This window comes from Pelagibacterium halotolerans B2 (assembly GCF_000230555.1).
Taxonomy (GTDB): Bacteria; Pseudomonadota; Alphaproteobacteria; order Rhizobiales; family Devosiaceae; genus Pelagibacterium; species Pelagibacterium halotolerans.
In genome coordinates, this window is record NC_016078.1 from 3,774,256 (window position 1) to 3,799,717 (window position 25,462).

The window sequence follows — 25,462 nt, forward strand, 5'->3', positions numbered from 1 at the left end:
CGCAAAGCAATTCTTTGTCTTTGCCAGTGCTTCTTGGGCGCGCCCGATGCTCGCTTTTGGCAGCTTCGGGCCAGGTTGGGAAAGCTGGGTTGGACCATGAGCGGCATTCGCAAGAACTATATCTATGGCCGTTGGGTGGAGGGTGATGCGGTCACCGAAAATCGCAATCCCGCCCGGCCGCAAGAGCTCATAGGCTATTTTGCCTCGAGCGGCGTTGCGCATGTCGAAGCGGCCGTGGCGGCAGCCAGGGCGGCGCAGCCGGCATGGGCTGCTGCAACCCCCCAGCAGCGCTCCGACGTCTTGGCGCGCGCCGGCGCGAAATTGCTGGAGCGGGCCGATGAGATCGGACGCCTGCTGGCGCGGGAGGAAGGCAAGGCACTGCCCGAGGCGATTGGCGAGGCGACCCGTGCGGCGCAGATCTTTTCGTTCTTTGCCGGGGAAGCGCTCAGGGTCTCAGGGCAAAAGATTGCCTCCGTCCGTCCCGGCGTCGAAATCGAGGTTACCCGTGAGCCGCTCGGCGTGGTTGGTCTCATCACGCCCTGGAATTTCCCGATTGCAATTCCGGCCTGGAAGGTGGCGCCCGCGCTTGCTGCCGGCAATGCGGTGGTGCTCAAGCCGGCTGAACTGACGCCGGCCTGCGCCCATGTGCTGACCGAAATCTTGCATGAAGCCGGTATTCCCGCAGGCGTTTTCAACCTGGTCATGGGGCAGGGCAGCCTTGTCGGACAAGCCCTGACCGATCATCCCGACGTCGCGGCGATATCCTTTACCGGTTCGGAAGCGGTCGGACGTTCCATTGCCATGGCATGCGCCAGGACCATGAAGAAGGTTCAGCTCGAGATGGGGGGCAAGAACCCGCTCGTCGTGCTCGACGATGCCGATATCGAAACCGCTGTCAGATGCGCTCTGAACGGCGCCTTTTTTTCCACCGGCCAGCGTTGTACCGCGTCCTCGCGGCTCATCGTGCAAAAGGGCATTCACGACAAATTCGTCGAAGCGCTCGACGCGGCCAGGCTGGCTCTTCGGCTGGGCGACCCGCTGCAGGCCGATACCGATATCGGTCCCGTCGTGTCGGAAAACCAGCTATCGGGCAATCTCGATTATGTCGCGCTTGCCGCCGCCGAAGGCTGCGAGGTCCGCGGCGGCGGCCGGCTCAATCACGAAGGGTTCTTCCAGGCCCCGGCCTTGTTTGTCGGCGCGACCAACGCCATGCGTTCCTCCCGCGAGGAAATCTTTGGTCCTTGTGCCAGCGTGATCGCCGTCTGTGATTTCGATGAGGCGTTGGCGGTCGCCAACGATACGCGGTTCGGTCTGTCCTCGGGCATCGTCACACAATCTTTGAAATACGCCACGGCATTCCGGCAGAAATCTCAGGCCGGCATGGTGATGACGAACCTGCCAACGGCGGGAGTCGATTACCATGTTCCCTTCGGCGGTCGCAAAGCGTCGAGTCTCGGCTCGCGCGAGCAAGGGCCGATGGCGATGGAATTTTATACCGGCGTCAAGACCGCCTACGAGTTTGCGGGGTAGGCAATGAGCGATCTATCGCAGGAATTGTTCGATCTGCTCGGGCCGAAGGGATGGCTCAGCGCTCACGATAGCGTCGGTTCGGTGCGTGACTGGCTCGATCGCTATGGTGAGCCGCCTTTGGGCATCGCCCGCCCGGCCACGACCGGCGAAGTCGCCGCCGTGATTGGGGCCTGCGCGCGAGCCGGTGTTCCGGTTGTGCCCCAGGGCGGCAATACGGGGCTGTGCGGCGCGGCCGTTTGCGGCAGGGCGGGGAGCGTCATTGTTTCGCTCTCCCGCATGAACGCAATGGGCAAACCCGATACGGCAACCGGCTCGATGACGGTCGAGGCGGGTGTCGTGCTGGCGGCACTCCATGACGCGCTCGAACCGCACGATCTGATTTTCCCTCTGCATCTGGGGGCCGAGGGCACGGCCCAGATCGGCGGTCTGATCGGCACCAATGCCGGCGGCAGTCACGCCGCCCGTTACGGGATGATGCAGGATCTCGTGCTGGGGTTGGAAGTGGTTTTGGCCGACGGGTCCATCTGGAATGGTTTGCGCGCCGTGCAAAAGGACAATGCGGGGTACCAGCTCCGCAAACTGTTCTGCGGAGGCGAAGGGACGCTGGGCATTGTCACAAGGGCCGTTCTCAAGCTTTTTCCCGCGCCCAAGGTTCGGGAAACGGCCCTGCTGGCCGTGCCGGACATGGATGCGCTTGTCGCTGTTGGCTCGCTTCTGAGAAAAGAGGCTGGCGAATTTCTGGGCGGACTGGAATTTTTCAGTGATTTTGGCCTCGATCTGGCCCTTGCGAATGTCGAGGGGCTCGCAATGCCCCTCGAAAGTCGGGCTCCTTGGTATCTGTTGGTGGAGATGACGGCCGGTTCATCCAAAGTGCCGCTCTCCGAAATCATGCAGTCCTGCCTCGAAGATGGCTTCGGGCAGGGGATCGTCGTGGATGGCGCCCTTGCCATGTCCGATACCCAACGCGCCGCCTTCTGGCGCTTGCGCGAGGAGCAGCCCGAGGGCCAAAGGCTGGAAGGGCCCCAGCTCAAGCACGATATTTCCGTCCCGCCCGGCCGGCTTGCCGAGTTCATCGGCGAGGCCGGGAACCTTTGCCAGGATATTCTGGGTGGCGTGCGCATCAATGCGTTCGGCCATCTCGGCGATGGCAATACGCATTACAATTTGTCGCCTCCCGCCGGGCATCCTGACTTCGCCGATACAGCGCCCGCGCTGGCAACAGCCCTCGCAAGACTGGCCACCGAACTCGGTGGCAGCTTTGCGGCCGAGCACGGGCTGGGACGATCCAAGATCGCCCTCGCCGATGCCCTGCGGCCCGCTGCCGAACGCGCGCTGATGGGGCGGATCAAACAGGCGCTCGACCCGCAGGGCCTTCTCAATCCAGGCGTCGTTCTTGCTGCCAATACGTCCGGGACGATTGACCGGAATACACCTAACTTATTGTAATATATTGCCTTTGCGTCGGTTTGCGTAAGCAATACTTGTCGATGTCCGGTTTTTCTTGGTTTCAATCGAACCGCCACGCCATCAGCATCGGGGCATAGGTGGAGATCATTCATGAAAACGGCATTCGTGACGGGCGCAACGCGGAGTATAGGCCGCTCTCTGGCGGTTGCCTTTTCCGAGACCGGCTGGCGTGTGTACGCCGTTGGGCGCAACCGGCAGGTGCTTGCGGATTTGCGTGCCGATTACGGCATCGAACCGCTGGCCTTCGATATGACCGATCGGGTGGAACTGAGATCACTGACGGACGGTCTCGATATCGACCTGCTTGTGCACGCAGCGTTGCGCTGGCCGGATGCGGCCGGCTTTGGCGACCTCACCGAAGCCGATATCGATATGGGGCTTGAGGTCAATTTTTCGGCCGCTCTGCATCTCACTCACGACCTCATGCCGCAACTGATCGCCGACGGGCGCAGCGCGGTGCTTTTTCTGGCGCAGGACGCCGGCCGGGACGCAGGAGTGTTGCAGGTCACACTCGGGGGGGCGCTGGAGGCGTGTGCGGGAGCGCTGGAGCGCGAGTTTGGCCCAGCCGGGCTGACGGCCCGCTGCCTGCATATCGGTGCGGAGTTGAGTGAGGCGCAGGCCCGCGACATCGCCGAACAGATAGATGCACGCTTTCACGAAGACGGAGCGTCGATGCCGCAACCGTCAAGCCATCGCAAGGACAATATCCAATGACACGAAACGGGGGCCAACTCCTTGTCGAAAGCCTCGTCGCGCTCGGTGCCCAAAAGGCCTTCGGCGTTCCCGGGGAAAGCTACCTTGCGGTGCTCGACGCGCTCCACGATACAAGGGGGAAGCTCGACTACATCCTGTGCCGCAACGAAGGCGGCGCGAGCTTCATGGCTGCTGCCTATGGCAAGCTCATGGGAGAGCCCGGCATTTGCATGGTCACGCGCGGGCCTGGGGCGACCAATGCCTCGATCGGTGTGCATACGGCCATGCAGGACAGCGCACCGATGATCTTGTTCGTCGGCCAGGTGGGCACAGACATGAAGGGCCGCGAGGCCTTCCAGGAGCTCGATTACAGGGCCGTATTCGGCACGATGGCCAAATGGACCGTCGAAATCGATCATGCCGATCGCATCCCTGAAATCCTCTCCCGGGCATGGTTGCGGGCCAAATCAGGTCGTCCCGGCCCCGTGGTGGTGGCTCTGCCTGAAGACATGCTGACCTCGATGACCGAAGCTGCGCCACTGTCTGCGCCCCTCGAGATTTCCGAGCCGGCCCCCGACCGCGCCAGCATGGACAATCTGCGCCGGCTTCTCGCTGAGGCTGAGCGGCCGCTTATCATGCTGGGCGGATGCAATTGGTCGGAGGGCAGCACCGCCGCCATTCAGGCATTTGCCGAGGCCAGCAACATCCCGGTTGCAGCCGTCTTTCGCTACCAGGATCAGTTCGACAATTCTTCGCCGGTCTTTGTGGGGGAGATGGGCGTGGGCATGACGCCCCATATTCGCAAGCTGGTGAAACAGGCCGACCTCGTCCTGGCGATCAACAATCGGTTCGGCGAAATGTCGACCGATGGCTACACCCTGTTCGACGTGCCGCAGCCGGCCCAGACCCTGATCCATGTTCACGGGTCCGACCTTGAAATCGGCAAGGTCTATCGCCCGGCGCTGGCCATTCAGGCCGGCCCCAACGCCTTTGCAGCCGCGCTTGGGGAAATGGCAGCGGTGAGGGGCACCTGGTCTGCATGGCGGTCCGAGGCCCGCCAAGCTTATGAAAAGGGCTTCGAGCTGCCCGATCTGCCATCGCCGGTTGATATGGGAAAGGTTTGCGCAATCATGCGCGACAAGCTCCCCGAGGATTTTATCCTCACCAATGGTGCGGGCAACTTCACGGTCTGGCCGGGGAAATTTTTCCGCTACGGTCCCGGGGCGCGACTTCTGGCTCCGCAGTCGGGCGCCATGGGCTATGGCGTTCCCGCCTCGATTGCCGCCAAGGTCGCCTGCCCGGACCGCACGGTTGTCTGTTTCGCCGGCGATGGCGATTTTCAGATGAATTGCCAGGAATTGGCCACGGCCCTTCAGGCCGACGCACAGCCGATCATACTCATCCTCAACAACGGCATCTACGGCACGATCCGTGCGCATCAGGAGCGCAATTACCCGGCCCGGGTCTCCGGGACCACCATGGACCGAAACCCCGATTTCGTGGCGCTGGCCAGGGCATATGGCTTCCATGCCGAAAAGGTCGAAACGACAGGTGACTTCGAAGCGGCGTTCGATCGCGCCCTGGCCTCGCGGACAGGGGCGGTACTCGAACTGGTGATTTCTCCCGAAGCGCTCACGCCCCGGCAAACGCTGTCGGAAATGCGCGATGCAGCGCTCAGAGCAAAGGAAACGGCATGACTGTCGGTCAGGGCATTCGTCTGGGCGCCGATATCGGCGGCACCTTCACCGACATCGTGCTCGATGTCCGGGGAACACTTCATTCCACAAAGGTGCTCACCAATTATTCGGCGCCCGAGCAGGCCATTCTCGATGGGCTGGAGATCGTGTGCGCCGACGCCGGCGTCGGGCCCGAAGAGATCGACACGATCATCCATGGCACGACACTGGCGACCAATGCGCTGATCGAGCGTCGCGGCGCGCGCACCGCTCTGATCACGACCGAGGGCTTTCGCGACGTCATCGAAATGCGGACCGAGAACCGGTTCGAGCAATACGATCTCAACCTCAAGCTTCCGACGCCCTTGATCCCGCGCGAGGATCGTTTCACCGTACGCGGCCGGATCAGCGCGCAGGGCGAACAATTGCAGCCCCTCGATGAAGCCGCGCTCCGCCAAACCGCCGGCACCATCAAGGCGCGGGAGTTCGGAGCGGTTGCCATCGGGTTCATCCACTCCTACGTCAACGACGCCCACGAAAAGCGCGCCCGCGACATCCTGGCGGAAACGCTCGATCTTCCCATTTCGATTTCCTCGGAAGTTTCGCCGCAAATGCGCGAATTCGAGCGCTTCAATACCGTATGCGCCAATGCTTATGTGCGCCCGCAGATGGCGGACTATCTCTCCCGCCTCCAGGTCCGGCTCAAGGAAATGGGAGCCGGGTGTCCCGTCTTCATGATCCATTCGGGCGGTGGTCTGATTTCGGTCGAAACGGCCGCTGAATTTCCGGTGCGGCTTGTAGAGTCCGGACCGGCCGGCGGGGCGATCTTTGCCGCCGATATCGCACGGCGCTTCGGCCTCGACCGCGTTGTTTCCTACGATATGGGCGGAACGACCGCCAAGATCTGCCTGATCGACGATTTCCAGCCCCAGACGGCCCGGACATTCGAAGTTGCCAGGACCTATCGGTTCTGCAAGGGCTCGGGAATGCCCATCTCCATACCGGTCATCGAGATGATCGAGATCGGCGCGGGTGGAGGTTCGATAGCATGGGTCGATGCCATGGGCCGGATTCAGGTTGGCCCCGAATCGGCCGCCTCCGAACCCGGACCGGCCTGTTATCAGCGTGGCGGCGACCGTCCGGCGGTCACCGATGCCGATCTCGTCATGGGCAAGCTCGATCCCGACAATTTCGCTGGTGGCAAGATCAGGCTCTCGGTCGAGAGGGCCGGCAATGCCATCGCACGCGATGTGGGCGACAGGCTCGGTCTCGAACCGCAGGCGGCGGCCTTTGGCATCTGTGATGTGGTTGATGAGAACATGGCCAATGCGGCCCGTGTTCATGCCGTGGAAAGCGGCAAGAACATCTCGGAAAAGACGATGATTGCCTTTGGCGGCGCGGCGCCGCTGCACGCCGCCCGTCTTTGCGAAAAACTCGGCGTTGACCGGTGCCTGATCCCGCAGGGCGCCGGCGTCGGTTCGGCAATTGGCTTCCTGCGCGCGCCATTCGGGTATGAGGCGCTGGCTTCAAAGATCACGGCGCTGTCCTGTTTCGATGCGGCTGCGCTCAACGATCTTCTCGATGGCCTCAAGAACACCGCCGAAAGCTTTGTACGGGCCGGAACCAGCGGCGTGATCGAGCGTGAGATAACAGGCTTCATGCGCTATGCGGGACAGGGCTGGGAAATCCCCGTGCCGCTCCCGGACCGCGCGTTTGGCGCCGGGGATGCCGGAATGATCGCCGAAGCCTTCAAGGCCCGGTATGCCCAGTTCTTTGGGCGCGCGGTAGAGGGGCCCGAAATCGAATTCGTGACCTTTTCGGTCAAGGCCCAGGACGTCCGCGCGCCGGTCGAGCGGCAAGCGCTGGTGGAAACGGGCGCACCCATGAACGCGCCCGATCGCCGCCCCGTCTTTGATCCCGCGCTCGGCGGCAACGAGGAGACCAACATCGTTGCGCGCGACACGCTCGTTGCGGGCAATCGTGTTTCCGGACCCGCCGTCATCGTGGAGCGCGAAACATCCACCGTCGTGACCTCGCCGTTCGACGCAATCGTGCAGGCGGACGGCACGCTGCTTCTCGTGCGCAAAGGTTTGAAATCATGAGCCAGATCGAAGAAATCCGCATGCAGGTGATGTGGAATCGCCTGATCTCGGTGGTTGAAGAGCAGGCTCTGACGCTTCTGCGCACTGCTTTTTCCACATCGGTGCGCGAGGCCGGCGATTTGTCGGCGGGGATCTTCGATCCCGCGGGCCGAATGCTGGCCCAGGCGGTCACCGGCACGCCGGGACACGTCAACACGATGGCCGAGGCGGTTCTCCATTTCATCGCGGAAATCCCGCGGGGGGAAATGTATCCGGGCGACACCTACGTCACCAATGATCCCTGGAAAGGGACGGGCCATCTTCACGACATCACAATGGTCACCCCCGCCTTTCGCGGTGACATTCTGATCGGCTTTTTCGCCTGTACCGCGCATGTGGTCGATGTGGGTGGGCGCGGGTTCGGCGCCGACGGCAAATCGGTTTATGAGGAAGGGATACAGATCCCGATCATGAAATTTGCCGAGCGCGGTACGGTCAATGCCGATTTGCTGCGCATTCTGCGCGCCAATGTGCGCGAACCCGATCAGGTGATCGGCGATTTCTTTTCGCTGGCCGGCTGTAATGATGTCGGTCAGAAGCGCCTGATGGAAATGCTCGATGAAGTTAAATTGGCGGATCTGCAAACCCTCGGTGAGTTCATCTTCACGCGCACCCATGCAGCCATGATGGAGCGCATCGCGGCGCTGCCCAAGGGCCGCTGGTCGAACGATATGCTCACCGATGGCTATGACGAGCCCATCCGGCTGGCCGCCGAGGTTTCCATCGGCGATGACGTGATCAATGTCGATTTTACCGGCAGCGACGCGATGAGCCGGTGGGGCATCAATGTTCCGCTCATCTACACCAAGGCTTATGCGTGCTACGCCATCAAATGCGTCGTTGCGCCGGACATTCCCAACAATTCGGCTTCCCTCGCGGCCCTGACTGTGTCCGCGCCGGAAAATATCCTCAACGCCAGCCGCCCCGCCCCAGTGTCGCTGCGCCATGTCATCGGTCATATGGTGCCCGATCTGGTGTTGGGAGCGCTCGCAAAAGTGCTGCCGGGAAAAATTCAGGCCGAAGGGGCCGGGGCCTTGTGGAACATCCACATTTCCGCCCGTCCCCAGGCCGGCAAGACCGGGCGGCGGGCCGAGGTGCTCATGTTCAACTCGGGGGGCATGGGCGCACGGCCCGGCCTCGACGGCCTTTCATCGACGGCCTTTCCTTCGGGTGTTCACACCATGCCTGTCGAAGCGACCGAGCACACCGGCCCGATCGTCATCTGGCGCAAGGAGTTGCGCCCCGATTCCGGTGGCGCGGGCAAATATCGTGGCGGGCTGGGCCAGGTCATCGAGATCGCGCCCCGGGACAACCATGAGTTCGAATTTTCCGCAATGTTTGATCGTATCGCCTCGCCGCCGCGTGGTCGCGATGGCGGCGAGGACGGTGCGCCCGGATCGGTGGCGCTCGACGACGGCACCAGGCTCAAGGCCAAGGGGTGGCAGTTTGTGCCGGGGGGCAAAAGACTTGTCCTCAATCTGCCCGGCGGCGGCGGGTTCGGCGATCCCGGCGAGCGGCCCGATGAAGCGAGCGTGGAAGACCGGGTCAAGGGCTACGTTACGGAGGCAGGACAATGAACCGGGTCGCTGAACGCCTCCAGGCCGTCAAGCCGTCTGCGTCCATGGCCGTCAGCCAGGCCGCCAAGGACCTCGCGGCGACGGGTGTCGATGTTATCGATCTCGGACTGGGCGAGCCCGATTTTGCCGCGCCGGCCCATATCACGGAGGCAGCGTTCGACGCCGCACGCAGCCAGCGGATGCTTTATACGGCGTCTCTGGGAACGCCGGAAACCCGGCGGGCAATCGGCGCGAAATTCAAGCGCGAGAATGATCTCGACTACGCGATTGACGAGATCGCCGTGGCCAATGGCGCCAAGCAGATCATCTTCAACGCGTTGATGGCGACGGTGAACCCGGGCGACGAGGTGATCCTGCCCGCCCCCTATTTCGTCTCCTACCCCGAAATGGCCAAGCTGTTCGGTGGCGTGCCGGTTACGCCCGAATGTCCGGCCGAAACGGGGTTTCGCCTGACCCCCGACGTGCTCGAAGCCGCGATCACCGACAGAACGCGCTGGCTGTTTCTCAACATGCCGGGCAATCCCTCGGGGGCGGTTTACAGCGAGGATGAGCTCAAGGCGCTCGGCGCGGTGCTCGAAAACCATCCGCAGGTGCTCGTCCTTTCCGATGAGATCTATGAACACATCGTCTTCGATGATCGCCAGTTCATCTCGTTCGCCAGGGCCTGCCCGCAATTGCGCGAACGGACGTTGATCGTCAACGGGGTCTCGAAAGCCTACGCGATGACCGGGTGGCGGGTTGGGTATGGAGCTGGACCGAGATGGCTCATCAAGGCCATGGCAACGGTCCAGAGCCAGTCATGCACGTCGGTCTGCACGGTCGCGCAGTTCGCGACCATTGCCGCGCTTGAAGGGCCCCAGGATGCGGTTGCGGAATTTCGCGCCGCGTTCGAGCGTCGCCGCGACCTCGTCGTTGAAAAAATAGCCCGGATCGACGGGCTCACCCTCGATGCGCCCGAAGGGGCATTCTACGCCTATATCGGATGCGCGGCCCTCATCGGGTCGAAAACGCCGTCGGAAGCGATCCTGGTGGACGACGTCGCGGTCGCACGATACCTGCTTGAACAAGCGCATGTGGCCGCGGTGCCCGGGGCCGCTTATGGTTTGTCCCCATTCTTCCGTATTTCAACAGCGACCTCCGAACAGACGCTCTCGGAAGCTATCGACCGCATAGCGGCTGCGGTCTCGAAACTGACGTTGCAAAGCGAGTAAAGGCCAATGGCGAAGCACTACAAAAGAATTCTTCTCACCGGAGCAGCAGGTCGCCTCGGCACCGAGCTGCGCAAGGGCCTGGCTCTGCTCGCTGACCATGTCCGGCTGGCGGACCGGACCGAAATCGAGGATATTCAGGCTCACGAAGAAGCCCTGACATTCGACCTTTCCGATGAGGCCGCCGTGTTCGAAGCCGTGCGGGACGTGGATGCCATCGTCCATTTTGGCGGCGCACCGCTTGAGACCGCATGGAAGACCGTACTGTCCTCCAACATTGAGGGGAGCTACAACATCTATGAGGCCGCGCGTCGGCACGGCGTCGGGCGCGTTGTCTACGCCTCCTCGGTCCACGCCATCGGCTACCACCCGCTCCAGGCCCATATCGACACGGAAGCTCCGGTGCGGCCCGATAGCCTCTACGGCGTTTCCAAGTGTTTTGTTGAATCCCTGAGCCGGCTCTATTGGGACAAATTCGGTATCGAAAGCGTGTGCGTGCGCATTTTCTCATCCTTTCCCGAACCGGCCGACCGGCGCATGCTCTGGTCCTACCTCAGCTTTGACGATTGCGTGCGGCTGGTAAGTGCGAGCCTTACGGCGCCTCATGTGGGGCACACCATCAGCTTCGGTCTTTCCGACAATGCGCTAAAGCCGGTGGACAATGCCAGGGCCGGCCATTTGGGTTACCGTCCCCAGGACAGTTCCGAACCCTTCCGCCAGGCGATTGAGGCCAGGACCGATCCCGCCGATCCCGGTGCCGCCGCAACCCGCTTCCTGGGCGGCTGGTTCTGCGAGCTCGGTCACCCCGACGACGAGGCCGGGAAATGAAAGACAGCTATGACGTCGTAATCGTTGGCGGTGCGGTCATCGGCTCGGCCGTTGCCTACTATCTCACGGCCAACACCGATTTTACCGGATCGGTTCTCGTGGTCGAAAAAGACCCCAGCTATGTCAAGGCATCGACCTCGCTTTCCTCGTCCTCGATCCGCACCCAGTTCTCCAACCCGATCAACGTCAGGATCAGTCAGTACGGATCGGAAGTGATCAGGAACTTTGCCCGGATGATGGAAGTGGACGGCGATCGCCCGGACCTCCATTTCCATTCAGGCGGCTACCTGTTTCTGGCAAATACACCAGATCAGGTTCAGACCTTGCGCGAAAATCACGAGGTTCAGAAGGCATGCGGAGCGGACGTTGTCCTTTGGAACCGCGACGAGTTGGCCGATGCCTTCCCTCATCTGCGGGTCGATGACATTGAATTGGCGTCCTATGGCCGCTCGGGCGAGGGCTGGTTCAACAACACGGGCATGATGTACGGCTTTAAGGCCAAGGCACGCGCCCAGGGGGCCGAATTCGTTACTGATGAAGTGACAGCCATCGGCCGCGACGGCAACCGGGTCACGTCGGTGACGTTGAAGTCGGGCCAAATCGTCACCGCCGGAACTCTCGTCAATGCGTCCGGGCCGCGTGCCGCGCTGACCGCGCGCATGGCGGGGCTCGATATTCCGGTCGAACCGCGCAAGCGCACGCTTTTCGTTTTCGACTGCGCCGATACGCCGGAAGGTTCGGCGCAGGTCAATGACGGTCGTCTGCCCCTGATGATCGATCCCTCCGGTGTGTTCTGCCGCCCCGAAGGCAAGTTCTTCTTGTCAGGCTGCCCGCCCATCGAGGACCCGGCGGTCGATTGGGACGATTTCGAGCCGCGCTATGACGAGTTCGAGGAGGTGATCTGGCCCACGCTTGCGGAACGCTCGCAACAGTTCGAAGCGATCAAGGTCGTCAATCAATGGGCCGGGCACTACGCCTTCAACACGCTCGACCACAACATGGTCGTTGGCCGGCATCCCGAGGTCAAGAACTTCATATTTGCAAACGGGTTCTCCGGTCACGGGCTGCAACAGGGCCCGGCAACCGGTCGCGGTGTGTCCGAATTGATTACCTATGGCCAATATCGTGAACTCGATCTTTCCGAAGTTGGATTTGAGCGTATAGTCGAGAACAGGCCATTCCTCGAAAAGGCGGTGATCTGACCGTCGGTTTTAGAACTTAGGTCGACCGTTCAAGGATTGCGATGCAAGGCCCCTCGATCAGAATGCTGCCGCTGAACGCATTGCGCGTTTTCTGGGTCGTGATCCGCAAGGGCTCTTTCCGCTCGGCGGCCGATGATATGCTGGTCACCCCCCAAGCGGTCAGCCAGCAGATCAAGCTGCTCGAGGACATTCTCAATGTCCCCCTGTTCGAGAGGAAGGGCAGGGTCATTGAGCCCACCGAGCAGGCCATCCTGCTCTCCCATTTCGTGCAGGCCGGATTTGACGAATTTGCCGAGGGCGTGCGCCGGGTCACAAATGCGACCTATCGAAATCGCATCAATCTCAACGTCAGCCCGTATTTTGCCACGCGCTACCTGATCTCCCGACTTGGCAACATCCAGGAGGCTGTCCCGGGGGCCGATCTGCGCCTGACGACGATGGTCGACTTGCCTGATTTCGCGGCCGACGAGGTGGACGTATCGATCCAGTGGGGGTTCGACACCTGGAAGGAATACGACACATCCCTTCTGGTGCGCGATCCCAAGATTATCTGCTGCTCGCCCGCGCTTGCCGAAAAGATCAGGCAGCCCTCGGATCTGAGCAATATGACGCTCCTGCATCCGGTGTTGTCGCGCGACCTGTGGCTCAAGGTCCTCAACCATCTCGGCGTCGAGTATCATGACCCTGAACGCGTCATCGAATTTCAGGATGCCGCCACAATGCGGCGTGGCACGATATCTGGAATCGGCGTCGGCCTGATCTCGAAAATCGATGCGCTCGATGATCTTCAGATGGGCAAGCTGGTCGCTCCGTTCGGGGTGCATGCCCTCCAAGACATGGACGAAAAAGATACACCGGGCTTCTATCTGATTTTGCCCAAAGCGCATCGGCGCGTCAAAACTATTGCCGCTTTCTGCAACTGGATAGTCAGTCAGGATTGGGACTGAAACTCCCGATCGCCGTTCGCGCCGTGTGGAAAGCAAATCTTGCTGAACATCCGTCTTTCTTCATTTGGCCGGCCATGGTCCTGCTGCACTGTGGTGAAGTCGGAAACGCGTATCGGGGTTTATTGAGCTTGCAGCTTGGCCATAGCCGGACTTGAACCGAGGGGTTATCCGGCGTCGTTCCCAGCCTCAAAGCTCGCTCTGGATCTGCCACCCCAGCGTTCCCGGACCAACAGCAGGCCGGTCCCGCAGCCGTTCCGGTCTTCTGCAATGCGACAGGTCAAGCCCGATCTGGTCGCATCAGGAATGTGTCTGCATACAAAGGAAGGGTCTTATGCGGAAATTTGTTCTCCCGTCGCTGGCGTTGCTCAGCATGGCGGTGGCCGGTCAGCCGGCATTGGCGGCGCCAGGCGATACATTGCAAGGCGTCAAAGAGCGCGGCGTTCTCAACTGTACGGGCGGTGACGGGTCGAATCCCGGCATGGCCGAGCTCGACGATCAGGGCAATTGGCAGGGCATCGACATCGAGCTGTGCCGCGCCCTGGCAGCGGCCATTTTCGGCAATCCCGACGCCGTCGATATTGTGCCCATTTCGTGGGCGCAGCGCTGGCCCGCCCTGCAGTCGGGCGATGTCGACGTCATCGTCAAATCCTCGGGCGGTACCTTCTCGCGCGATACCGAGCTCGGTTTCCAGTTCTCCAACACCTACTTCCTGGGAACGTCCAATCTTCTGGCCCGTGCCGATCTCGGCCTGGAAAGCCTGGCTGACGCCGATGGCGGTTCGGTCTGCGTTCTTGCCGCCTCGAGCCAGGAAAAGCAGATTTCGTCTTATGCCGAGCGCCTCGGCATCGAACTCGAAACCATCACCATGGGCAATCAGGAAGAGTTGCGTTCCGCCTTTTTCTCTGCGCGGTGTGACGTCTATATCGATTTTGGCGCCGGCACGGCGATTACCCACCTGGCGGCGGACAATTACGATGATTACGTCGCGCTGCCCGATGTTGTCGCGCTTGAACCCCAGGTCATGATCGTTCGTCAGGGCGACGATCCCTGGCTCGATGTCGTCAACTGGACCCTCTCGGCCGTGCTGTTTGCCGAGCAGGAAGGGGTGAGCTCGGAGAATGTCGACGAAATGCGCGACAACCCTCCCACTGCCGAGGTGGCCAAGCTCTTGGGCGTTACGCCAGGCTTCGGGGCACCGTTGGGTCTTGAAGACGATTGGGCTTACAACGTCATCAAGCATGTCGGCAATTATGCCGAAATCTACGATCGTTCCCTTGGCGAAGACTCATCATATCGCATGGCGCGCGGCCTGAACGCGCTATGGACGGACGGTGGGGTCCTGTTCCCTTACGTCGTCGACTGATCTGTGTGGCGCCACCCTTCCCTGAAGGGTGGCGCTGCCTTTTCGAAGAGGGGATAAGCCGTGTTTCTCAAGAGCCAGAAAGCCCGCAATATAGGCCTCCAGCTTGCTTTTGTCGGCCTTATCGTTGCGGTCATCGTCACTGCGATTTTTGAGGCCCAGAGCAATTTTGCTCAGCAGGGCATCGGGCTGACGTCCGATTTCATCTGGAAAACCACCGGCTGGGAGATGAGTTTTTCCATCCTGCCCACGGACCGGACCGATCCCTATTGGTGGTATCTGCTGGTTGGCCTTGCCAACACCCTCTTTCTGGCGGTGATCGGGCTTGCGGGCGCGACGATATTTGGCGGCCTGGTTGGTCTTGCACTGATCGCTCCGAACCGTCCGCTCAACCTGATCGGCACGATCTATGTCGAAATCTTCCGCAATATTCCGCTCATTCTGCAGATATTCTTCTGGTATTCGCTGACGACCCTTTTGCCCTCGCCACGAAATGCCGGCGCACTTGCCGGCGTGTTTTTTACCGGTCGCGGCATCTATCTTCCCGGTCTCAACGTCGCCGGCTGGTCGATAGCGCTGTTCTGGGTCGTCATCTTCGCCACGGTCATGGCCTTTGTCTGGTTCATGGCGGCCAAACGGTTCAGAAAACTCGAACCCGGGCAACGTCGACGCATTCCGGTTGCGATCATCGCTGTCGGACTGGCTCTTGCCGCCATCGTCCTTTTCCTCGGCCATCCCGCCGGAACGCCCTGGCTGGCCATACCCGAACCCCAGGGTCTCAACATTCGGGGCGGATACAGAATTCAGCCCGAGCTCTACGCTCTTGCCTTTGCCATTGCGGTGGCCGGCGGTGCCAGCGTGGCTGAAATCTTTCGCGGCGGGTTCAAGGCCGTCGGATCCGGACATGCCGAGGCCGCCTACGCGCTCGGCCTTTCCGGATGGCAAACCTTCTCGCGCGTCCGGTTTCCTCTGGCGATGCGGGCAATGTTGCCCAGCCTTTCCAATCAGTTTGTCTGGCTGGTCAAGGCAACCACTCTCGGCCTGATCGTGGGATACACCGATCTCTTCGCCGTGGTCGTTTCCTCGATCACGCAGTCCGGCCAGACCTTCGAATTCATGGCGATCCTGATGGTCGCTTTCATCCTCATCAATTTCAGCCTGGCCAATGTCTTTAACCGCATAAACGATGCGGCCAGGCTCAAAGGTCATCAAACGCGAGGCTAGGGCTGAAATGGGCACCGCACTGGAAAACAGGGTCCGCCGCGAAGCGTTCTGGCGCAACCTCAGGCAGGACTATTTCGCCTCCCCGGCCTTCAGCCTGATAACCGTGATCAGCGTCGGGGCCCTTCTCCTGCTGGTCTGGCAGGTGGTGAACTGGGGACTTTTCGACGCGACTTTTTCGCCAGACGCCCGGCAGGCCGAATGCGCCGCAAAAGGTGGCGCCTGCTGGTCGGTGATCGCCAATCGCTGGCGCATAATATTGTTCGGTCTCTATCCATTTCCCGAACATTGGCGGTCCGGACTGGCCTGTCTGGTTGTCGTCGTCGTTGTCGTGCTCTCGTGCATTCCCTATTTCTGGACGGCGCGGCGGCTCTCGATTACGTGGCTGGTCGGCTATGGCACGTTTTATGTGCTCATGAAGGGCGGCGTTCTGGGGCTCCCGCTCGTGCGCGAGGCACAATGGGGCGGCCTTGCGCTCACCCTGTTCATCTTCACGACAATGGCCGTGATCGGCATGCCGCTTTCGATCGCGTTCGCCCTGATGCGCAATTCCAGGCTCTATTGGATATCGAGGCCGATGGGCGTCATCATCGACGGGGTGAGAGCACTGCCGAACGTCTCGATCCTGTTCACGTTTGCGGTCGTCCTGCCGTTCATGATGCCCGACATGCTGGTCGGCGAAAAGCTCTACCGGGTCATTGCCGGCTTCATCCTGTTCTTTGCCGCCTATCAGGCCGAAATCATCCGCGGCGGCATGCAGGCGGTGGCCGGAGGTCAGGAGGAGGCGGCCAAGGCACTCGGATTGTCCTATCGGCACCGCATCTCGCGCATCGTGCTTCCGCAGGCCTTCCACAGCGCGTTGCCGGCCACCATCAACCAGTTCGTGATGTTCTTTATGGAGACCACCCTGGTTTCGATCATCGGGTTCTCTGACCTGATGTCCTCCGCAAGGACCGCTTTCAGCTCCGGCGAATGGACCTTCGCATTCATCGAGGTCTATGTCTTCATCGCCGTCATCTATTTCGTCTTCGTTTTCAGCCTGTCCCGCTATGGCGCTTATCTCGAGCGTCGCATGGCGGTCGGATCGCGCTAGGAGCCTGACAATGTCCAAGACCAATGAACCTGCCCTGGAAATCTCCAATCTTCAGAAGTTCTATGACAGCTACCACGCGCTCCGCTCGATCAACCTTACGGTTGCCCGGGGAGAAAAGGTCGTGATCTGCGGGCCGTCGGGGTCGGGCAAGTCGACCCTTATTCGTTGCATCAACCATCTCGAAGCCCATGATGCGGGAACCATCAATGTGCTCGGTACCGCGCTCAACGACAACGTTTCCAATATCGACGAAATCCGCCGCGAAGTCGGCATGGTGTTTCAGCACTTCAATCTTTTCCCGCACATGACCGTGCTGGAAAACTGCATGCTGGCGCCGATGCTGGTGCGCAAAGTGCCCCGTGCCCGGGCGGAAGAAACCGCCATGGCCTATCTCGAGAAGGTGCGCATTACCGATCAGGCCGAAAAATATCCCGGGCAGCTTTCGGGCGGGCAGCAGCAGCGCGTCGCCATCGCCAGGGCTCTGTGCATGGAGCCGGAGATGCTCCTGTTCGATGAGCCCACATCGGCGCTTGATCCCGAAATGATCGGCGAGGTCCTCAACGTGATGACCGACCTGGCGTCCGAAGGCATGACAATGATTTGCGTGACCCACGAAATGGGTTTTGCCCGCAAGGTGGCAGACCGGGTGATTTTCATGGATCGCGGCGAAATTGTCGAAGAGGCGGCCCCTGGGTCATTTTTCGACAATCCCCAAAGTGAGCGCACCAAATTGTTCCTCTCTCAGGTCCTGGAACATTAGGGCACTTCCAGAATAATGGGCAACGGCCATCGCGGCGGGAGCGTGCTGGGCGTTCCTGAAAGCGGCGATCTGGCTAGAGCGCGTCCAGCAAAAGTGGAAACGGTTTTGCGGTTCGGACGCGCGACGAAACAACAACTTAGAGGATTTTCGCGATTCGAAGAAAAGCGGAAATGCTCTAAGGCGGCGATACCGCATCCTGCCATTCATTGAGAAACTGGCGGCGTTTGACCTGATCGAGTGTGACAAGCAGCGACGGCCCCAGCACGATGGGCCTGTAAAATGTGGCCCCTTCAGCGGAATCGGCAGCAAGAACGCCATCGGGCGGGGGGCTGTCGAAGCGAAAAAAGAATGCCGATCGTGCCGACACCGATTGCCCGCGCTCCGACAGGAGATAGTCGAGAAATCTCTCGCCCGCAGCGCGGTTCTCGGCGTGCGGCGGGATGACGACCGCGCGCGAGAGAACGATCGTATAATCGTGTGGCAACACGATCCCGATCGGCGCCCCCGCAGCCAGCCTTCCATAGGCATATGAGCCCAACAGGTTGTATCCGATCAAAACCTCGCCGCTTTCGATTGCATCGAGAATGGCGCCGGTGGTGGAGGCCAGACGGGCATCGGCGCGTCCGAACCCTTCGATAAGGCGCCCGAAAACCGAGGACTGTTCCGCATCGAAGAACGCATAGAGATAGCCGATCCCCGATTGGGTTATGTCATAGGTGCCCACCTTGCCGTCATAGACCTCCGGCTGCTGGCGAAGCAGCTCGACAAGCGCAGTTCGGGTCAGGGGAACGTCCTGGGGTGCCACAAGGTCGCGATTGAAAACGATAACGGCCGGCTCGAAGGTGAAGCCGAAGGCTTCATTGCGCCAGTTGGCCCAATCGGGAATCCGCTGGGTCAGCGCCGATTCGTAGCGCTGGGCGCAGCCGTCATTGGTCAGCTTGGCGACATGGTCCACCGACGACGTGATCACAAGGTCGGCAAACACTTCGCCATTGCGGCACGCTTCGAGCGCGGCAGCAAACACGTCATTGGTCAGGGAATCGGCAAAGCGCACGGTGACGTTCGGATCGAGCGTTTGAAAATCGCGGATCAGAGGCTCCATTGCGCTCAGGTCGGCAGAGGCTTCGATGGCCAGAACCTCGGTTTCGCCGCCCGGCGCGGGAAAACTATAGACGTCGCGCGCCATGGCAGGTCCGGAAAGGCTCACCAAAACGCCCAGGACGCTCGATAAAAGCCGCATCATTGTGCCTCCGCCAGCGGGACCGTCAGGGCGATGCCGAAATCGCCCCCCGGTTCGGTAAAGATGTCGAGTTGCGCGCCATGGGTCCGCGCCACATCGCTCACGATCGCCAGCCCGAGGCCGGACCCGGTGCCCTCCGTTCCGCCGCGCACATATCGCGCCCGCAACCGCTCCCAATCGACCGGCGCAATTCCGCCCCCGTCATCGATAACCGCAAGCGTGGCCGTCTTGTCTGTGCGTGTGAGTCGGACCGCCAGCCGGGACGGCGCCCCATAGGCGAGAGCGTTTTCGACAAGATTGCGAAGGGCCTCCCTTAGCGCAATGGCGTCGCCAAGCACCAATACAGGCTCGTCAGGAACATCGACCCGAACGGTCAGGTCGCGCTCGATGGTTTCGAGCGTGGCATCGGAAATCCCGTTGCGCGCAATTTGAGCCAGGTCGACGATTTCCGCCAGCACCGCCTCGGCGCGATGGATGATCGTCGCATGGCTCAAAAGCTGGTTGGCCAGCCGCCCCATCTCACCGACGCGTCGCCGCAGGCGCGCTGTGGCAGCGGCCCGGCCCTGCCCATTATGCGCCCGGTCCAGCATTTCCACTTGCGCGGAAATTCCGGTCAGCGGCGTGCGCAACTGGTGGGCCGCGGTTTCGATATAGCGCTGCATCGATCCCAGACGTTCCGAGAGCCGGGCCATGAACCGGTTGATGGTCTCCACCAGGGCATCGACTTCCAAAGGCGTCTCCACTTCAAGCGGCCGCAGATCGTTGGGATCGCGGCGCGCCAATTCGTTTTGCAGCAACCGCAGGGGGCGCAGGCCCAGCCGCACCGCGCCCATGAATGCGGCAAGGGCGAGGATGCTCATGCCCACAACCGCCAGAAATCCGCTCAGCGCCAGTTCGAGCGACAACGCGTTTCGCGCTTCCCGGGTCTGGGCCACCGTTATACGAACCCAGCCTGTCGCCCCCTGTTCGGCAAGGTAGCGCCAGACCGAAGCGATGCGGATGGCGTGGCCGAGAAATTCGCCATCGCCCACAACCGCAGCGTCGGACGGTTCCTGCGACGCCTGGGGCAGCGGAAGGTCGGGGTAGCCCGTGATGATTGCGCCATCGGGCAAGGCAACCTGGTAGTAAACGCGATCGGACCGCGAGATCGACAGCGTTTCCAGCGCCGATGTCGGCACGTCGACGGTAACGGCTCCGGCGTCGGCCGAAACCGTTTCGCTTATCTGGCGCGCGGCCCCGACCAGCAGTCGGTCATAGGCGTTGTCGGCGGCCACGCGGGCGTAGGACCAGGCCGCAAATGTCAGGGCCGCCGCCCCGGCCAGCAACACCAGCGAGATGATGCCCGTCAGCCGCCAGAACAGTGAAAATCGGCGTTTGGCCCTAACGCCGCCGATCATCGGCCGGTACCCCGCGGCGCCATGATCTGATATCCCATGCCGCGCAATGTCAGGATCTGCGTCTTCGCATTTGCGAGTTTCTTGCGCAGGCGTCCGATATAGAGCTCGATGGCGTTCGGGCCGGCATCGCTTTCGAACCCGTAGAGTTGGTCAAGCAGCTCGGACTTGGAAAAGACCCGCCCGGGCTGACCCATCATCACCTCGAGAAGCGCGATTTCGCGCCGGGTCAGTTCCACCGGATGGCCGGACAAGGTCACGGTGCGGGTCTTGGGATCGAGCGAAACATCGCCGACCGACAGCGTTGCCGATCCGCTGCCCTTGCTGCGCCGCAGCAGGGCGCGGGCACGGGCCTCGAGTTCCCGGAAATCGAAAGGCTTGACGAGATAGTCGTCGGCCCCCGTGTCGAGCGCATCGACCCTGTCGTCGACCAGCGCGCGCGCCGTCAGAACGAGAACCGGCGTCTCGATTCGCTTGGCGCGCAGGCTGGCCAGGATGTCAAAGCCACTCCCGTCGGGCAGGTTCACGTCAAGCACGACCAGCGCGTAATCCTGAACCGCAAGCGCGTCCATGGATCCCGCATGGGTCTTCTGCCAGTCGACGGCATGCCCCATGCGCTCGAAGGCGCCCACAACGGCTTCGCCGACATCCTCGGTGTCCTCCACCAGAAGAATTCGCAACACCCGCCCTCCCTGACAGGTTGATGACAGCTCGCGCGCCTAATGTGTGCGGTGGAGCTTGCCAAGCATTCCGTCAGCAACTTTGGGCGCGAACCAAGGTCTTGGCAAGAGGGAGAAACGGGAGGAAAAGCCTTTAAATTTCAAGGCTTGAGGCTCGTCCTGAAGGCCTGCGCCAAAGGACCGGCCGGAGGCGTTTACCCCTTGGGCTCCGTACTGTCCGGCCAAGTCGCCGGAAGCAGCAGGAACATTGAGGAGGAAGCTGTGAACTATTCATTTTCGCTAAAACTGGCTGGCACCGTCATGGTGGGAACTGCCCTGTTGTCGGCACCGGCGCTGGCCATCGACAGCCTGTCGATCATGGCGCCTGCCGGCCCCGGCGGCGGTTGGGACCAGACGGCCCGCACCATCCAGTCGACGCTCCAGTCCGAAGGGCTGGTATCCAATATCCAGGTTTCGAACGTCGCCGGTGCCGGCGGCACGATCGGCCTGCAGCAATTCATCAATCAGTCTTCGGGCGATCCGACCGCGACCATCGTGGGCGGCTATGTGATGGTGGGCGCGGTCATTGCCAATGCCTCGCCCGTCGGCCTTGATGACATCACCCCCTTGGCCCGTCTGACCGGCGAATATGTCGTTGTTGTCGTTCCGGCTGATAGCGAGATCGAGAACGCGCAGGATCTGGCGGCCATGCTGGCCGAAGATGCGGGCGGGGTGACGTGGGCCGGTGGCTCCGCCGGCGGCGTGGACCACATTGCGGTCGGCCGGTTTGCCCAGGAGGCAGGCGTCGATCCTGCAACGATCAACTACATTCCCTATTCGGGTGGCGGCGAAGCGCTGGCGGCCATTCTCGGCGGGCAGGTGACGGCCGGCGTTTCGGGATATTCGGAATTTTCCGCCCAGATCGAGGCCGGCGAACTTCGCGTCATCGGCATTACGGCCCCCGAGGCCCAGGACTACACCGACGCACCGACATTTGTTGAACAGGGCTACAACCTCGATATCCAGAACTGGCGCATGATCGCCGGCGCTCCCGACATAACGGACGAGGAAAAGGCCGAACTGATTTCGGTCATTCAGGAAATGGCCGGATCAGACGCCTGGAACGACGAACTGCGCAATCGCGGCTGGGTCAACACCTATATGGATGGCCAGGCCTTTGAGGACTACCTCGCCAATGAAATTGAATCGACGACGGCAATCCTCCAGGAACTGGGAATTTCCCAGTGAGCCAGATCGATGATCGCAATGGAGGGGCCGGCGAACGCCGGCCTCTGGTCAATTCAGGCGCCCGCGATCTCGGTGGATTGGCCATCGCCGTGGGCCTGTTTCTGTTTGCTGCGTTGATTGCATGGGATGGAGCGACCTACCCCGAGCGCCGGTCCTATGCCCAATTTGGCCCCGAGATATTTCCGTATCTGGTCGCCGCCGGGCTTGCAGTCTTTGGCGTTGCCACGGTCGTCATGGCGCTGAGGAAATCCTTCCCCGAGCGCGAGCGTATGAACATTGCTGCCGTCGCGTGGGTCATCGGCGCCGTGGTTGCCGAAACGGTCCTGCTCTATGCGGGTGCCGGCTTCATTGTCGGCTCGGGCGCCCTGTTCGGGCTCGCGGCGCGCGGCATGGGCCGCAGGCCGCTCTGGCTCACCATCCTCGTCGGCATCGGCGTCTCGGCGCTGCTCTACGTGCTCTTCAAGCACGGGCTCAGCCTGTCACTGCCTGCCGGGCCGATCGAGCGCGTCATCGACGGCGCCCTGCGCTAATCTGGAAGGCCAAGATCCATGGATACCTTCGCACTTCTTCTCGACGGCCTGATGGTTGCTGCGCAACCGATGAATCTCGCATTTGCATTGATCGGCGTGCTGCTGGGCACCGCCGTCGGGGTCATGCCGGGTATCGGCCCGGCCCTCACCGTCGCATTGCTGCTTCCCATTTCCCTTTCGTTCGGGGCCACCGGTTCGCTCATCATGTTCGCGGGCATCTATTACGGCGGCATGTATGGCGGGGCGATTTCCTCGATCCTGCTCAATACGCCGGGCGAGACGGCATCGATCATGACCGCCGTCGAGGGCAACAAGATGGCGCGGGACGGCAGGGGCGGCAAAGCGCTCGGCGCTGCGGCCATCGGCTCGTTCGTCGGCGGCACCATCGGCACGCTGGGCCTTGCTCTGGTGTCGCCCTTCATGGTCAAGGTCGCCTTGTCGTTTGGACCGGCTGAATATTTCGCGCTTATGGTCCTCTCGTTCGTGACCGTGTCGGCGGCGTTCGGCGGTTCGGTGGCGCGGGGCCTCACCGCCCTTTTTGTCGGCCTTGCCATTGGCCTTGTCGGCATCGACAAGCTGACCGGCCAGCCCCGCCTCGCCTTCGGTATTCCCGAATTGCGCGACAACATCTCGATCGCCATCGTCGCTGTCGGCCTGTTTGCCATCGGCGAGACCCTGTTCATCGCCTCGCGCAACGTCGGAGGCGAGGACAAGGTCGAAGCGATCCGCGGCTCGGTCTGGCTTTCGCTCAAGGACATCAAGCGCATCATCCCCTCCTACCTCCGGGGTGCGGGGCTGGGCTTCATGTTCGGCCCGCTCCCCACCGGCGGCGCGGAAATCCCGACCTTTCTGTCCTACTCGGCCGAGCGCAAGAGCGCCAAGGGGATCGCCAGGCAGGAGTTTGAATCCGAAAAGGGCGCCATTGAAGGGGTCGCCGGTCCCGAGGCCGCCAACAATGCGTCCGCGGCCGGCACGCTGATCCCGCTTCTGACCCTGGGGCTTCCCACATCGGCAACGGCGGCCATGATGCTCGCCGGCTTCCAGCAATACGGCCTGCAGCCGGGTCCGCTGCTGTTCACCAATGACCCCGGTCTGGTATGGGGATTGGTCGCCTCGTTGTTCCTCGCCAATCTGATGCTTGTTGTCCTCAACCTGCCGTTCGTCGGGGTCTGGGTGCGGCTATTGATGATTCCACGCCCCTGGCTTTATGCCGGTATTCTCACCTTTGCGACGCTCGGCACGATCGGTGCGCAGGGCAATGTCTTTGCGCTCGTTCTGCTGCTGTTTTTCGGACTGCTCGGCTTTGTGATGCGCCGGTTCGGTTATCCGCTGGCCCCGGTGCTTGTCGGAGCCATTCTCGGCCCGCTGGCCGAAGAGCAGTTGCGGCGCGGGCTGATGATCAACAGGGGCGATTGGTCCTTCCTTCTGACCTCGCCCATAGCCCTCACCATCTATGCGATTGCTGCGGCCGCTGTGCTCGGACCGGTAATCTGGCGCATGCTGGCTGCCGACAAGTCCAGAACGGCTTTTGCGATGGATGGGGACTGACATCACGAATTACCTGGGGGGGGCGGGGGCGAATCCGCTTGTTCCAATTGTCAGAGTAGTTTTGCCGCTGGCCATGTGACGGTTCAATAAGGTGCCGTCCCGAAGCTGCCAATCGATATGCAAACAAATTTGCGTATCGATTTATTCTTGCAAGTTATCTTGCAATGCGCTATCACCTCGTCAAGGAGGAGCGATGTCGATACTCGAACGCGTTCAGTCGGTGGCGGAAAATCTCACGCGGGCAGAGCATTTGCTGGTGCGCGAGATCATTGCCAAGCCACGCGACGTTGCGCTGGGAACGGCATCGAGCCTGGCACAGCGCACTGGCGTACACGAGGCTACGGCATCGCGCCTGGCAAAGAAACTGGGATTTGACAGTTACGCAGGATTTCGCGATGCCATCCGTGACGAGTTCATCGTCAAGGCGGACCCTGCCATGCGCGTCCGCAACACGCTTGAGGCAGCGCGCGACGGCGATATTCTCGGCGAATTGATCGCCCGGGAAATCGAGGCGCTGACGGCGCTTCCCACCTATGTGGATTCGGCCCGGATTTCACAGGCAGCCAGGCTCCTGACCGGGGCGCGCCGCGTTTTCATTTTCGCGCGCGGCAATGCCGCAACGCTCTCGGTCATGCTCGAGCGCAGGCTGTTGCGTATGGGGGTGGATGTGGAAACCCTCTCGGGCGACGGTCGGGATCTGGCCGAGCAGATTCTGGGCCTGGGCGCGGACGATGTCATGGTGTCGTTTGTATTTCGACGCCAACCCCGTCTTTATGCGGCGCTGATCGACCGCGCGCACCGTGTGGGCGCCCGCACCATCGCCGTTTCGGGCTCGATTGGCCCGGCCCTGGCGCCTGCGCCCAGCCTGCTGCTGTCCGCGCCGAGATCGGGATCAAATGACAGCTTTCAAACGCTGACCGTGCCCATGGCCATTACCAATGCCTTGGTTCTCACCATGGCGCAGATGAACCGGGAAACCACGCTGGAGCGGCTGGAAACGCTGGGCCAACTCATCAGCGATTTCGAGTCCCGATAGCAGCAAGCGGTGTTTGGGAGGACACCGACATTTCGCGCGTCAAGTTTATGCAAGTTAATTTGCACGTCATCTGAATGTTGCAAAAACATGTGCAAGAGGAGGGG

General features: G+C 61.6%; 21 protein-coding genes. 18 read left to right on the plus strand and 3 right to left on the minus strand.

Features of this window, described 5'->3' with window-relative positions:
• Nucleotides 1-96: 96 nt before the first annotated feature.
• The 14 genes from KKY_RS18500 (at nucleotide 97) to KKY_RS18565 (ending at nucleotide 17,703) form a co-directional block, all read left to right on the plus strand.
• Complete coding sequence (locus KKY_RS18500; RefSeq protein WP_041529652.1) at nucleotides 97-1,530, plus strand: aldehyde dehydrogenase family protein; 1,434 nt, start codon at nucleotides 97-99, stop codon at nucleotides 1,528-1,530.
• 3 nt (nucleotides 1,531-1,533) lie between these two features.
• Nucleotides 1,534-2,976: an FAD-binding oxidoreductase gene (locus tag KKY_RS18505; RefSeq protein ID WP_014132920.1), complete on the plus strand. Its 1,443-nt coding sequence runs from the start codon at nucleotides 1,534-1,536 to the stop codon at nucleotides 2,974-2,976.
• Between the two features lie 111 nt (nucleotides 2,977-3,087).
• The gene (locus tag KKY_RS19825; RefSeq protein WP_014132921.1) at nucleotides 3,088-3,711 is read left to right on the plus strand and encodes an SDR family NAD(P)-dependent oxidoreductase; all 624 of its coding nucleotides are present in this window, start codon (nucleotides 3,088-3,090) and stop codon (nucleotides 3,709-3,711) included.
• On the plus strand, nucleotides 3,708-5,387 hold the full coding sequence (locus KKY_RS18515; protein WP_014132922.1) for a thiamine pyrophosphate-binding protein: 1,680 nt from the start codon (nucleotides 3,708-3,710) through the stop codon (nucleotides 5,385-5,387). Before KKY_RS19825 ends, KKY_RS18515 begins: the two co-directional genes overlap by 4 nt.
• A complete protein-coding gene (locus KKY_RS18520) occupies nucleotides 5,384-7,468 on the plus strand; it encodes a hydantoinase/oxoprolinase family protein (protein WP_014132923.1) in 2,085 nt (694 codons plus the stop codon). Before KKY_RS18515 ends, KKY_RS18520 begins: the two co-directional genes overlap by 4 nt.
• A complete protein-coding gene (locus KKY_RS18525) occupies nucleotides 7,465-9,084 on the plus strand; it encodes a hydantoinase B/oxoprolinase family protein (RefSeq protein ID WP_014132924.1) in 1,620 nt (539 codons plus the stop codon). Before KKY_RS18520 ends, KKY_RS18525 begins: the two co-directional genes overlap by 4 nt.
• Nucleotides 9,081-10,295 carry a pyridoxal phosphate-dependent aminotransferase gene (locus KKY_RS18530; protein WP_014132925.1) on the plus strand — a complete coding sequence of 405 codons (1,215 nt, stop codon included), beginning with the start codon at nucleotides 9,081-9,083 and terminating at the stop codon, nucleotides 10,293-10,295. Before KKY_RS18525 ends, KKY_RS18530 begins: the two co-directional genes overlap by 4 nt.
• A 6-nt stretch (nucleotides 10,296-10,301) precedes the next feature.
• The gene (locus KKY_RS18535; protein WP_014132926.1) at nucleotides 10,302-11,120 is read left to right on the plus strand and encodes an NAD-dependent epimerase/dehydratase family protein; all 819 of its coding nucleotides are present in this window, start codon (nucleotides 10,302-10,304) and stop codon (nucleotides 11,118-11,120) included.
• Entirely contained in the window at nucleotides 11,117-12,322 is a 1,206-nt protein-coding gene (locus tag KKY_RS18540; RefSeq protein ID WP_014132927.1) for an NAD(P)/FAD-dependent oxidoreductase, read from the plus strand. The genes KKY_RS18535 and KKY_RS18540 overlap by 4 nt, the downstream gene beginning before the upstream one ends.
• Nucleotides 12,323-12,363: 41 nt before the next feature.
• Nucleotides 12,364-13,269: a LysR substrate-binding domain-containing protein gene (locus KKY_RS18545; protein WP_014132928.1), complete on the plus strand. Its 906-nt coding sequence runs from the start codon at nucleotides 12,364-12,366 to the stop codon at nucleotides 13,267-13,269.
• A 331-nt stretch (nucleotides 13,270-13,600) separates the two neighbouring features.
• On the plus strand, nucleotides 13,601-14,632 hold the full coding sequence (locus KKY_RS18550) for a transporter substrate-binding domain-containing protein (RefSeq protein ID WP_014132929.1): 1,032 nt from the start codon (nucleotides 13,601-13,603) through the stop codon (nucleotides 14,630-14,632).
• Between the two features lie 60 nt (nucleotides 14,633-14,692).
• On the plus strand, nucleotides 14,693-15,853 hold the full coding sequence (locus tag KKY_RS20975; RefSeq protein WP_014132930.1) for an amino acid ABC transporter permease: 1,161 nt from the start codon (nucleotides 14,693-14,695) through the stop codon (nucleotides 15,851-15,853).
• A 7-nt stretch (nucleotides 15,854-15,860) separates the two neighbouring features.
• Nucleotides 15,861-16,943, plus strand: coding sequence for an amino acid ABC transporter permease (locus KKY_RS18560; protein WP_014132931.1), 1,083 nt, complete (start codon nucleotides 15,861-15,863; stop codon nucleotides 16,941-16,943).
• A gap of 10 nt (nucleotides 16,944-16,953) precedes the next feature.
• Nucleotides 16,954-17,703: an amino acid ABC transporter ATP-binding protein gene (locus KKY_RS18565; protein ID WP_014132932.1), complete on the plus strand. Its 750-nt coding sequence runs from the start codon at nucleotides 16,954-16,956 to the stop codon at nucleotides 17,701-17,703.
• 175 nt (nucleotides 17,704-17,878) lie between these two features.
• On the opposite strand, the gene KKY_RS18570 is transcribed toward KKY_RS18565, so the two are convergent.
• From KKY_RS18570 to KKY_RS18580, 3 genes are read right to left on the minus strand one after another with little or no spacing between them, the layout of a single operon-like run.
• Complete coding sequence (locus KKY_RS18570; protein ID WP_014132933.1) at nucleotides 17,879-18,946, minus strand: ABC transporter substrate-binding protein; 1,068 nt, start codon at nucleotides 18,944-18,946, stop codon at nucleotides 17,879-17,881.
• Complete coding sequence (locus KKY_RS18575) at nucleotides 18,943-20,340, minus strand: sensor histidine kinase (RefSeq protein ID WP_014132934.1); 1,398 nt, start codon at nucleotides 20,338-20,340, stop codon at nucleotides 18,943-18,945. The genes KKY_RS18570 and KKY_RS18575 overlap by 4 nt, the downstream gene beginning before the upstream one ends.
• The gene (locus KKY_RS18580; RefSeq protein ID WP_041529656.1) at nucleotides 20,337-21,017 is read right to left on the minus strand and encodes a response regulator transcription factor; all 681 of its coding nucleotides are present in this window, start codon (nucleotides 21,015-21,017) and stop codon (nucleotides 20,337-20,339) included. Before KKY_RS18580 ends, KKY_RS18575 begins: the two co-directional genes overlap by 4 nt.
• Nucleotides 21,018-21,278: 261 nt before the next feature.
• Between KKY_RS18580 and KKY_RS18585 the strand changes: the two genes are divergently transcribed.
• From KKY_RS18585 to KKY_RS18600, 4 genes are all read left to right on the plus strand, one after another.
• Nucleotides 21,279-22,244 (plus strand): Bug family tripartite tricarboxylate transporter substrate binding protein, encoded by a 966-nt coding sequence (locus KKY_RS18585; protein ID WP_014132936.1) that lies wholly within the window; start codon nucleotides 21,279-21,281, stop codon nucleotides 22,242-22,244.
• Nucleotides 22,241-22,774 (plus strand): tripartite tricarboxylate transporter TctB family protein, encoded by a 534-nt coding sequence (locus KKY_RS18590; RefSeq protein ID WP_014132937.1) that lies wholly within the window; start codon nucleotides 22,241-22,243, stop codon nucleotides 22,772-22,774. The genes KKY_RS18585 and KKY_RS18590 overlap by 4 nt, the downstream gene beginning before the upstream one ends.
• 18 nt (nucleotides 22,775-22,792) lie before the next feature.
• Nucleotides 22,793-24,322 (plus strand): tripartite tricarboxylate transporter permease, encoded by a 1,530-nt coding sequence (locus KKY_RS18595; RefSeq protein ID WP_014132938.1) that lies wholly within the window; start codon nucleotides 22,793-22,795, stop codon nucleotides 24,320-24,322.
• A 193-nt stretch (nucleotides 24,323-24,515) separates the two neighbouring features.
• Nucleotides 24,516-25,358 carry a MurR/RpiR family transcriptional regulator gene (locus KKY_RS18600; RefSeq protein WP_014132939.1) on the plus strand — a complete coding sequence of 281 codons (843 nt, stop codon included), beginning with the start codon at nucleotides 24,516-24,518 and terminating at the stop codon, nucleotides 25,356-25,358.
• Nucleotides 25,359-25,462 lie beyond the last annotated feature (104 nt).

Excerpts from the sequence above, each read along its gene's own strand:
- KKY_RS18500 (WP_041529652.1), top strand. The coding sequence starts at position 97 with ATGAGCGGCATTCGCAAGAACTATATCTATGGCCGTTGGGTGGAGGGT.
- KKY_RS18505 (WP_014132920.1), top strand. The coding sequence starts at position 1,534 with ATGAGCGATCTATCGCAGGAATTGTTCGATCTGCTCGGGCCGAAGGGA.
- KKY_RS19825 (WP_014132921.1), top strand. The coding sequence starts at position 3,088 with ATGAAAACGGCATTCGTGACGGGCGCAACGCGGAGTATAGGCCGCTCT.
- KKY_RS18515 (WP_014132922.1), top strand. The coding sequence starts at position 3,708 with ATGACACGAAACGGGGGCCAACTCCTTGTCGAAAGCCTCGTCGCGCTC.
- KKY_RS18520 (WP_014132923.1), top strand. The coding sequence starts at position 5,384 with ATGACTGTCGGTCAGGGCATTCGTCTGGGCGCCGATATCGGCGGCACC.
- KKY_RS18525 (WP_014132924.1), top strand. The coding sequence starts at position 7,465 with ATGAGCCAGATCGAAGAAATCCGCATGCAGGTGATGTGGAATCGCCTG.
- KKY_RS18530 (WP_014132925.1), top strand. The coding sequence starts at position 9,081 with ATGAACCGGGTCGCTGAACGCCTCCAGGCCGTCAAGCCGTCTGCGTCC.
- KKY_RS18535 (WP_014132926.1), top strand. The coding sequence starts at position 10,302 with ATGGCGAAGCACTACAAAAGAATTCTTCTCACCGGAGCAGCAGGTCGC.
- KKY_RS18540 (WP_014132927.1), top strand. The coding sequence starts at position 11,117 with ATGAAAGACAGCTATGACGTCGTAATCGTTGGCGGTGCGGTCATCGGC.
- KKY_RS18545 (WP_014132928.1), top strand. The coding sequence starts at position 12,364 with ATGCAAGGCCCCTCGATCAGAATGCTGCCGCTGAACGCATTGCGCGTT.
- KKY_RS18550 (WP_014132929.1), top strand. The coding sequence starts at position 13,601 with ATGCGGAAATTTGTTCTCCCGTCGCTGGCGTTGCTCAGCATGGCGGTG.
- KKY_RS18560 (WP_014132931.1), top strand. The coding sequence starts at position 15,861 with ATGGGCACCGCACTGGAAAACAGGGTCCGCCGCGAAGCGTTCTGGCGC.
- KKY_RS18565 (WP_014132932.1), top strand. The coding sequence starts at position 16,954 with ATGTCCAAGACCAATGAACCTGCCCTGGAAATCTCCAATCTTCAGAAG.
- KKY_RS18570 (WP_014132933.1), bottom strand. The coding sequence starts at position 18,946 with ATGATGCGGCTTTTATCGAGCGTCCTGGGCGTTTTGGTGAGCCTTTCC.
- KKY_RS18575 (WP_014132934.1), bottom strand. The coding sequence starts at position 20,340 with ATGATCGGCGGCGTTAGGGCCAAACGCCGATTTTCACTGTTCTGGCGG.
- KKY_RS18595 (WP_014132938.1), top strand. The coding sequence starts at position 22,793 with ATGGATACCTTCGCACTTCTTCTCGACGGCCTGATGGTTGCTGCGCAA.
- KKY_RS18600 (WP_014132939.1), top strand. The coding sequence starts at position 24,516 with ATGTCGATACTCGAACGCGTTCAGTCGGTGGCGGAAAATCTCACGCGG.